Here is a 4,201-nt window from a genome sequence, read left to right on the forward strand (position 1 = left end):
GCCCGACGGCACCCGTCTGCCCGACGGCACCCGTCTGCCCGCCGGCACCTTCCTGCCCGCCGGCACCTTCCTGCCCGCCGGCACCCGTCTGCCCGCCGGCACCGTCCTGCCCGCCGGCACCCGCCTGCCCGCGGGCGCTGTCCTGCCCGACGGCACCCGTCTGCCCGATCTCAGCGTCGTTCGTATCGGTTCTGATCGCGCGGGCCGGTTCATGCTTGTCCCGGATCCTCACTCGCCTCTGCCGGTGGAGGCGGACGGTCGGCTTGCGCAGCGCGTGCTCGCCGACCGGGCGGTGCACGCGGCCCACACGGCCGGTACCACCGCGATGTATCTGGGGGCGGTGGCCATGCTGCTCCTGGGCGCATCCGGCGGATGGTCAGTCCTGAACCGGCGCCGGGGAACCGCAAGCCCGCGTCGGCAAGGACGGCAGAGGGAACGGGTAGCCGGGGATCTCCCGTGGAGCGAAGGCGTCGTCGCTGGGCTTGTCGCCTCCGCGGTACAGGCCTTGGACCACCCTGACGACCAGGAACGCTACGGCGAGGAATGGGCCGCCGACATGGCCGTGATCGCGGGCGGATGGCGGCAGCTGTGGTGGGCGCTCCTGCTGTGCCTGGTCACCTCCCGTGGCATCCGCAACGCCCGCCGCCGGACTGCGTCCTCTCCCCCGTCCCAGCAGTAACCCCACCCGCCCCCGCCCCGCCACCACACAGACCCCTATGTAGACAAGCATGAGAGGTTTTCGATGGTCGGTTCCAACCCCGCCCCCGCACCGATCCACCTCCTTCTCGGGACAGCGACCCTCACGGGCTTGACAATCACGGCCGTCGCGCTGGGATGGGTGCCCTGGCCCGGACTGCTCGAACAGGTCCTCGCCGAGCTCCTCGTCCTCACCGGGATCACCATGGCAGGTGCCCTCTGGCGTGCCACCCACCACCAGCGCGACCGCCCGCGCCCCGACTCGCCCCCCGCACCCAGCCCCGACTGAAACCGCCGACAGCAATCTGTCAACACATGTGACAGCAAGCCCGGTTTCCTGCTCCGTTCCTACCGGACCCCCAACCCCCAGGCCCAGACGGTGCCGTCGCGGCGCAGGGCATAGCCGGCCGCGCCGCCGCCGGCGACGGCGGTGACGGCGCTGAGGCCGCGGACCTGCACGGGGCTGGTCCGGTCGGTCGTGGTGGCGTCGCCGAGTTCGCCGTTGCGGTTGGATCCCCAGGCCCAGACGGTGCCGTCGCGGCGCAGCGCGTAGCCGGCCGACCCGCCGGCGGCGATGGCGATGGCGTCGTCCAGGCCGCTGACCCGCACGGGGCTGGTCCGGTCGAGGGTCGTGCCGTCGCCGAGCTGCCCGGCCCAGTTGGATCCCCAGGCCCAGACGGTGCCGTCGCGGCGCAGCGCGTAGCCGGCGGCGAGGGCGCTGACGTCGTCGAGGTCGGCGACGGTGAAGGGTCGGCTGCTGTCGATGCGGGTGCCGTAGCCGAGCTCACCGGAGCTGTTCGCACCCCAGGACCACACGGTGCCGGTGGCTGCGGGCGGCTGCGGGGCCCGCAGCTCGGTGGGTGGGCTGTGCGCTGCCACCGCGGCGGACAGCAGGGGTACCAGGGTGACGGCGGCGGCAAGTGTCATCAGCACGGATCTTCCGCGTCGAGGTCGATCTGTTTCCCGCAGCCTGGGTTTCATTACCGCTCCTCGACGTATTCCCCTCGCATTCTGATGGCGGGCAGTGTAGTCGTCGCCAGGGTCGTTTCTGCTGCTCCGCGGAGATGTTTCGCCGGGGCGTTTCGCGTTGTTTCCACCGGTTGATTCTCGCGGCGATCGACAGCGGGTGTGGGGAGTGCCGCATGGGGCCGGGCGCGGCGTGTGACGCGGGTCGGTCGGGATCAGACGATGGTCAGTCCGCCGGGGGCGTTGTGGCGGATGATGACGTCATGGTCTGATCCGGGGCGACCTCCGCACACACCGCATCAGGACTGGAGCAAGCCGGCGGGAGATACGGGCCGGTCCACTTCCCGCCCGGACCCAGTGTTTCTCGGCGACCACATCGCTGGCCGCGTGCTCAGGAACCTCCCGCCGCGTGTAGCGCATCACCGGGGCGTACTGGGCCTCGTACAGGGCAGTGAAATCCGCCCGTGAGTCCTCGTCGATCTGCACCACGTCTCCCCTCAGGTCCCCCTGGCCCGGGAATGTCCGGCACGCCCCTTTTCCTTACACATCGCTCGAGGAGGGCGGTGCACGATCGACAGCGGGGCGAGGACACCGCCGGGTCGCAGGCGGCGGAGAGCAGCGTCAACGTGTCCGGCAAGGGCAGGTGGTACAGTGCGCTGATCGAGACGATCGCGTCGTAGTCCGCACCCGGTAGCGGGTCGAGGAGCACGTCGGCGAGCGCGCAGCTCACGTTGTCCGGGGTGCGCCGCCGCGCCTGCTCGGGAACGCACCACATGCCCCAGTACGGTTCGTCCGCGGCCCACCGAGGACGGGCGTACCGCTCGAACCAGGCCGCCGGGTACTCGTCCCACTGCCGTCGGGTGAGCGGTACGTGAGCCCCCGTCTGCTCCGCCACGTCGACATGGCAGGACAACCGAACGCCGGTTGACCCTTGGCGACCTGGCTCTGGCTTTCGGCCAGGGTTACGGCCAGCGCGGCGCGGGTGCTGGACCCGGACCCGGAAGCACCGCGGCCGAGGGTGGCGAACGGTGAGCGTGAGCCGCCAGGGGAGACGGTAGCCAGGCCCCCAGCGGGACGCCGCCTAGGCGGTGGGCAGAATGTCGGCTGTGCTCGACTGGTCGCACAACGTCTACTATCAACGGCTGCTGCTGCGCCACCTGCCGCGACCCTGCCGGCGGGTGCTCGATGTCGGCTGTGGCGCTGGAGGGTTCGCGGCCCGCCTCGCCCAGCGCGTCGAGCGGGTCGACGCCGTCGACCGCTGCGCGCGGATGATCGAGGACGCGCGGCGTCACACCCCCGGCAACGTCACCTGCGTTCTCGCCGACGTGCTCCTCGACCCGCTGCCGGGCACGGACTACGACGCGATCGTCTCGATCACCGCGCTGCACCACATGCCGCTGGCGGACGCGCTCGAGGTGCTCGCGGCCGCGCTGCGGCCTGGAGGGGTCCTCGCCGCCGTCGTCCTTCCCCGGCTGGACCTGCGCCGGGAGTGGCCCGTCGAGATCGTCGCGATGGTCGGACATCGCCTGCTTGGGGTCATGTTCCTCGCGAACAGGCTGCTGCGGGGCACCCACGCGTTCGCGAAGGAGCACCACACCCGCACGGGCATGCCCGTGGTCCTGGATCCGCCGCTGACCACGCGCCAAGCCGCCCGCGTGGCCGCCGCGGTGCTACCCGGTGTACGCGTGCGACGGCTGCTGTTCTGGCGTTACCTCCTGATCTGGGAGAAACCGATCCGCCCGCACCTGGGCTCCTGGCGAACAGACGTGGCTGCCGACCCGGTACGGCATCGAAGGCTGGACTCTTAGCGTCGAACGGGACTTCCTCCTCGTCGGGGATCGTCGAGCCAGCGCCGCCAGGGGCCAGCGACAATGTGGCTGAGCTGCTCGTCGCCGGCCGCCGCGGGGTGGGCGCCGTCGCTGGCGGCGATCCCCCGCTGCCAGGAAGGTCGCTCTTTGAGCGCGGCGATCGCCGCGACGGCGAGCACCACGATCCCGACCACGTTCCAGCCAAGCGTGGCGTACTCCAGAGCGGAGCCCCGGCGAAGCAGGGCCGGGCGGGCGGTGGTGTTCATGCTGGTCACCCCAGCAGTGTCCCAGGCGGGCGCTGCCCGCCGGGCCCACCTGGGAGTTCACCGCCGCCCCACCGCGGACCAGCTCAATCACCGACGATTGCGCTGGTCACACGTTCTGACTGGCGTTTCCCGTATCCGGCAGACTGGTCTACGTGACCGCCACCTCGCAGCCCAGCGCCGAGGTGACCGGGCCGGGCGGCGAGGCCGTCGGCGACGGGCGGTGGCTGACCCGGGGGGTCGGCGGGATCGGCGCGGCGTCGTTCCTGGCCGATGTGGGCCATGAGGTGCCCACCGCGCTGCTACCGAGCCTGCTGACCAGCACGCTGGGCGCGTCGGCGGCGACGCTCGGGCTGATCGAGGGGATCTCCGACGGGCTGGCCGGGGCAGCCCGCTTCGGCGGCGGTGCGCTGGCCGACGATCCCGCCCGCCGGCGGGCGGTCGCGGTCGGCGGCTACACCTCTACCG

At 71.8% G+C, this 4,201-nt stretch carries 5 protein-coding genes and 1 pseudogene; 4 read left to right on the forward strand and 2 right to left on the reverse strand.

The genetic code is table 11. The features are described from left to right. Together MXD58_RS21655 and MXD58_RS21660 are read left to right on the forward strand one after the other, a co-directional pair. A partial coding sequence (locus MXD58_RS21655; RefSeq protein ID WP_250609814.1) for a hypothetical protein occupies nt 1-679 on the forward strand: 679 nt, incomplete at its 5' end. Between the two features lie 63 nt (nt 680-742). Further along, a complete protein-coding gene (locus MXD58_RS21660) occupies nt 743-985 on the forward strand; it encodes a hypothetical protein (protein ID WP_250609815.1) in 243 nt (80 codons plus the stop codon). A gap of 59 nt (nt 986-1,044) precedes the next feature. Here the strand turns inward: MXD58_RS21660 and MXD58_RS21665 are convergent, their stop codons facing one another. After that, nucleotides 1,045-1,623, reverse strand: coding sequence for an RCC1 domain-containing protein (locus MXD58_RS21665; protein ID WP_248837743.1), 579 nt, complete (start codon nt 1,621-1,623; stop codon nt 1,045-1,047). Between the two features lie 1,136 nt (nt 1,624-2,759). On the opposite strand from MXD58_RS21665, the gene MXD58_RS21670 reads away from it, so the two are divergent. After that, nucleotides 2,760-3,470, forward strand: a complete 711-nt coding sequence (locus MXD58_RS21670; protein WP_248837742.1) for a class I SAM-dependent methyltransferase — start codon at nt 2,760-2,762, stop codon at nt 3,468-3,470. Here MXD58_RS21670 and MXD58_RS21675 read toward each other — a convergent pair. Further along, nucleotides 3,467-3,736: a hypothetical protein gene (locus MXD58_RS21675; protein WP_250609816.1), complete on the reverse strand. Its 270-nt coding sequence runs from the start codon at nt 3,734-3,736 to the stop codon at nt 3,467-3,469. The two genes, MXD58_RS21670 and MXD58_RS21675, sit on opposite strands and share 4 nt — an antisense overlap. Before the next feature lie 152 nt (nt 3,737-3,888). Between MXD58_RS21675 and MXD58_RS21680 the strand changes: the two are divergent. Next, nucleotides 3,889-4,201: pseudogene (locus MXD58_RS21680) on the forward strand (MFS transporter); the annotation flags it as partial.

The organism is Frankia sp. AgKG'84/4 (assembly GCF_023242965.2).
Lineage (GTDB): Bacteria > Actinomycetota > Actinomycetes > Frankiales > Frankiaceae > Frankia.

Excerpts from the sequence above, each read along its gene's own strand:
- MXD58_RS21665 (WP_248837743.1), bottom strand. The coding sequence starts at position 1,623 with ATGACACTTGCCGCCGCCGTCACCCTGGTACCCCTGCTGTCCGCCGCG.
- MXD58_RS21670 (WP_248837742.1), top strand. The coding sequence starts at position 2,760 with ATGTCGGCTGTGCTCGACTGGTCGCACAACGTCTACTATCAACGGCTG.
- MXD58_RS21660 (WP_250609815.1), top strand. The coding sequence starts at position 743 with ATGGTCGGTTCCAACCCCGCCCCCGCACCGATCCACCTCCTTCTCGGG.
- MXD58_RS21675 (WP_250609816.1), bottom strand. The coding sequence starts at position 3,736 with ATGAACACCACCGCCCGCCCGGCCCTGCTTCGCCGGGGCTCCGCTCTG.